Source organism: Robiginitalea sp. (genome assembly GCF_049588695.1).
Taxonomy (GTDB): domain Bacteria; phylum Bacteroidota; class Bacteroidia; order Flavobacteriales; family Flavobacteriaceae; genus Robiginitalea.
In genome coordinates this window covers 1-4,340 of record NZ_JBAVZJ010000046.1, presented here as the reverse complement: position 1 = coordinate 4,340, position 4,340 = coordinate 1, and the positions used below count along the sequence as shown (strand labels likewise).

Genomic DNA, 4,340 nt, shown 5'->3' with positions numbered 1-4,340 from the left:
TCTTTATCTTCTCCTCAGAAAGCCTGCGGAAGACCTATAGTTTTCTGATTGGCAGTATTTTTTCCGGGGTCATCGGGACGGGCTTCTACCCTATTTTCGGGAACCGGGTGTGGTGCCGGTTTGGCTGTCCTATGGCGGCAATACTCGGCCTGCAACAACGGCTCTTCTCCCGCTTCCGTATAACTACTAACGGCGGGCAGTGCATTTCCTGCGGAAATTGCTCCACGTATTGTGAAATGGGTATTGATGTACGCGCTTATGCACAGAAAGGAGCAAACATTGTACGGGCGAGCTGTGTGGGTTGTGGAATTTGTTCAGCCGTCTGCCCGAGAGGCGTGTTAAAGCTGGAAAACGGACCCCTTAAGGGAAGGATTAACCCCAGGGAAGTCCTGTTGGGTAATGACGTCAACCTGATGGAACTGGCCAATCAAAATTCAGATACAGCCTATTGAATCCCACCTGTATTTAAACCTTCCAGAATCTCAATGCAACAGATTGCCCTAATCATCCCAGCGTATAATGAAGAAAAATCCATCGGAAGTGTCCTGGCCGACATTCCGTCAATGGTTCTGGAAACTGTAGTCGTGGATAACAATTCCACCGATGGCACCGCTGAAAAAGCTAAAGCGGGCGGGGCTACTGTACTTCACGAACCCCGGAAAGGCTATGGGTACGCCTGCCTGAAAGGCATTGATTACCTGAGCAAAAGATCCAGGAGGCCTGATATTATCGTATTTATGGATGGTGACTATTCAGATTACCCTGAGGAACTACCCGCCGTAGTTGCCCCGATTTTGGAGGGAGGCAAAGATATGGTCATAGGGGCCCGGGTCAAAGACCTCCGGGAAGAGGGCTCGATGACCCCTCAACAGGTATTTGGAAACGCCCTGGCCACGACCCTGATGAAAATCCTTTTCGGAGCCCGGTATACCGATCTTGGGCCTTTCAGAGCCATCCGGTTTGACGCTTTGGAGTCCCTTGAAATGGAGGATAAAACCTACGGCTGGACGGTCGAAATGCAGCTTAAAGCTTTGAAGAAAAAGCTTGCATATACTGAAGTCCCAGTGCGTTACCGAAAAAGAATTGGGGTCTCAAAGGTCTCCGGCACAGTAAAAGGTAGTATCTTTGCGGGCGTTAAAATCCTGGGCTGGATTTTTAAATATAGTTTAAAATAAAACATGGGAATAACCATTGCTTACATCATTATCGGGATTTATACCCTGTCGCTCCTGCTCATCTTTATGTATAGCCTGGCGCAGCTCAATTTGCTCGTCAACTACCTCGGGCAGAGGAGAAACCAGAAGGAGGCACCGAAATTCAACCTGATGGATCCCCGGGAAATTCCACACGTCACCGTGCAGCTTCCTATTTACAACGAACAATACGTCATAGAGCGGCTGCTGGCCAATATCGCCCTGCTTGAATACCCCAAGAGCAAACTGGAAATTCAGGTGCTCGACGATTCTACGGACGACTCCGTACAGGAAACCGCGGCAAGAATCGCAGACCTGGCGAAGACCGGCCTGGACATTCACCATATTTGCAGGACAAATCGGGAAGGCTATAAAGCAGGGGCACTCAAAGAAGGCCTTAAGATCGCCAAGGGCGAGTTCATCGCCATCTTTGATGCGGACTTTCTGCCTGATGCCGATTGGCTTAAAAAGACAGTTCCTTACTTTAAGGACACAGAGATCGGGGTAGTCCAAACCCGTTGGGGGCATATCAACCGGGATTATTCCACCCTCACCCGCATACAGGCTTTCGCCCTCGATGCCCACTTTACCCTGGAGCAGGTAGGTCGGAATGCCAAAGGGCACTTTATCAACTTTAACGGCACGGCCGGGATCTGGAGAAAAGAGTGTATTCTCGACGCCGGCAACTGGGAAGGGGATACCCTGACCGAAGACCTCGACCTCAGCTACAGGGCACAACTTAAAAATTGGAAATTCAAATACCTCGAGGACGTGGAAACTCCTGCAGAGCTGCCTGTAGTTATCAGTGCTGCCCGTTCCCAGCAATTCCGTTGGAACAAAGGGGGAGCCGAGAACTTCCGCAAAACCGTTTGGAGTGTATTACGGGCCAAGAACATCCCCTTTAAGACCAAATTTCACGGGGTGATGCACTTGCTGAACAGTTCCATGTTCCTCTGTGTATTTCTGGTCGCTATCCTCAGCATACCCATGCTGTACATCAAAAACTCCTTCGGACACCTCGCTTTGGTTTTTGAACTCACCAGTTTCTTTATCGTCAGCACTATCATCCTTTTTATTTGCTACTGGTTTACCTACAAAAGCATTCAGGGCAGCGGGCTGGACAATTTTGTATCGTATATTAAACTGTTTTTTACCTTCTTTTCGGTTGCGCTTGGCTTCTCTTTACACAATACAGTAGCCGTCCTCGAGGGGCATATGGGCAAGCGTTCTGAATTTGTGCGCACCCCTAAGTTCAATATCAACAGTCTTAAAGACAGTTGGAAGGGGAATAAATACCTGGTCAAGAAGGTTTCACCCAATACCATTTTGGAGTTTGGACTGATGTTGTATTTCCTCTTCGGGATGTACAGCGCCATTCCATTGAATGATTTCGGGCTGTTTCCATTTCACTTTATGCTTTTCCTGGGCTTCGGATTTGTATTTTTAAAATCCGTCACTTCCAAAGTTTAATCCGATTCAGGGCCACAGGCCCAGGTCTGAGAAAGCCGCCAAATAAAAGGAAACCCTTATTATCCGGTGAAACTTCAAATTCAGGGTTAGAAAATCCGGGCTTTAATAAACCGTTATTTTTCTTTTTCTTGCAGGAGCTAACCGAACTCCATGATCCGGGCCCTGATTACCTTCTGGAACCTTCACCGCATTTCCATTTTACTGGTCATGGTGGGCCTTGTTTTTTATGGCGTCTTTGGGTATGAACTCAACCGGTCGGATTCCATACGCCTCGTTACGCTTTTTGCGGCCCTGTTTTTCCTATCCTACAAACTGATTCAGTTTGAAAAGTGGAACCTGCGGTTTATGGTCGGCAGTGGATTGATCTTTCGTGCCGTTTTACTTTTTGCCCTCCCCAACCTCTCCCAGGATTTTTATCGGTTTATCTGGGATGGCAACCTCATCCTGGAAGGCCTGAATCCGTATCTGCTGACTCCGGATGAATGGATGACCCGGGGCGGACCTGCATTCCCGGCCGCATCTGAACTCTACCAGGGCATGGGAAGTCTCAGCGGTGCCCATTACAGCAATTATCCGCCAGTCAACCAGTATTTCTTTGCGCTGTGTGCCTATCTGGGTGGACAGACCATCCTCGGGTCCGTAATCAGTATGCGCGTACTGATTGTGCTGGCCGATCTTGGGATCGTGTACTTCGGCAGGCGCATCCTGAAAAAAATCAATCGGGCACCCCACCTGATTTTCTGGTACTTCCTGAACCCTTTGGTGATTATAGAGCTCACGGGCAACCTCCATTTTGAAGGCGTCATGTTGTTTTTCTTTGTCCTGGCCATGTTTCTGATCGTCTCCGGGAAGTGGTTCCTGGCAGTGATTCCCTATGCGTTTTCGATAGGCATCAAACTGATTCCCTTGCTTTTTTTGCCTCTTTTACTGCCCTTACTCGGATGGAAAAAAGTATCGGGATTCTATATGGGTGTGGCCCTTGTGCTTGGGGTAATGCTATATCCCCTCTATTTTCCTGAATTTTCGGACCACTACAGCCAGACATTGCGTTTGTGGTTTTCCAATTTCGAGTTCAATGCGAGTATATACAACCTGACCGAATTGGTGGCTGTAAGCCAGGGAGCAAAACCATGGGAATTTATTAAACAATACGGGGCAATCATCCCGGTTATTACCGCAGCAACCACACTGATCGTCTGCACCCACCCCATCGTCAGGCTTTCAAAATACTGGTTCGGCGCCGCCCTGCTGGTCATTTGCGTGTATTATTTTTTAGCGACTACCGTACACCCCTGGTATATTATTTTTCCCCTCCTGCTCAGCACCTTTACAAATTTTAGGTTTATGTACCTCTGGTCGGCGACCATTGTGCTGAGTTATATGGCCTATGGGGTGGAAGGGGTGGAAGAAAGGCCCTGGGTTTTAGTTGTTGAGTATACCGCGGTCTTTGGATTTCTTATTTATGAAATCATCAGAAATAAACGCAATCTCTCGGCTATTGCCAAAAACCAGGTGAGAACCCCTGCCGATTAAATAATATTTGTACATTTGGGATAAGATGATCTACCAGTCTCCTTTTTCATTGAATCTGACCGGGCTTTACCCGGGAATGTTGCGGCGCCTCCGCCTCCGCCCGTAAGGGTGTCTCTCTGTTATGGAATTAGGTGAGTCCAATTC

Annotated in this window: 4 protein-coding genes; all 4 read left to right on the top strand. The window is 48.2% G+C overall.

The genetic code is table 11. From position 1 onward, the window contains the following. On the top strand, positions 1-452 hold a 452-nt coding region (locus WBV75_RS00910; protein ID WP_424118785.1), incomplete at its 5' end, for a 4Fe-4S binding protein. A gap of 33 nt (positions 453-485) precedes the next feature. Continuing rightward, on the top strand, positions 486-1,175 hold the full coding sequence (locus tag WBV75_RS00905; protein WP_424118784.1) for a glycosyltransferase family 2 protein: 690 nt from the start codon (positions 486-488) through the stop codon (positions 1,173-1,175). 3 nt (positions 1,176-1,178) lie between these two features. Continuing rightward, positions 1,179-2,663 carry a cellulose synthase family protein gene (locus WBV75_RS00900; protein ID WP_424118783.1) on the top strand — a complete coding sequence of 495 codons (1,485 nt, stop codon included), beginning with the start codon at positions 1,179-1,181 and terminating at the stop codon, positions 2,661-2,663. Positions 2,664-2,813: 150 nt separating this feature from the next. Then, positions 2,814-4,196 carry a mannosyltransferase gene (locus WBV75_RS00895; protein WP_424118782.1) on the top strand — a complete coding sequence of 461 codons (1,383 nt, stop codon included), beginning with the start codon at positions 2,814-2,816 and terminating at the stop codon, positions 4,194-4,196. The last annotated feature ends 144 nt before the right edge of the window (positions 4,197-4,340 follow it).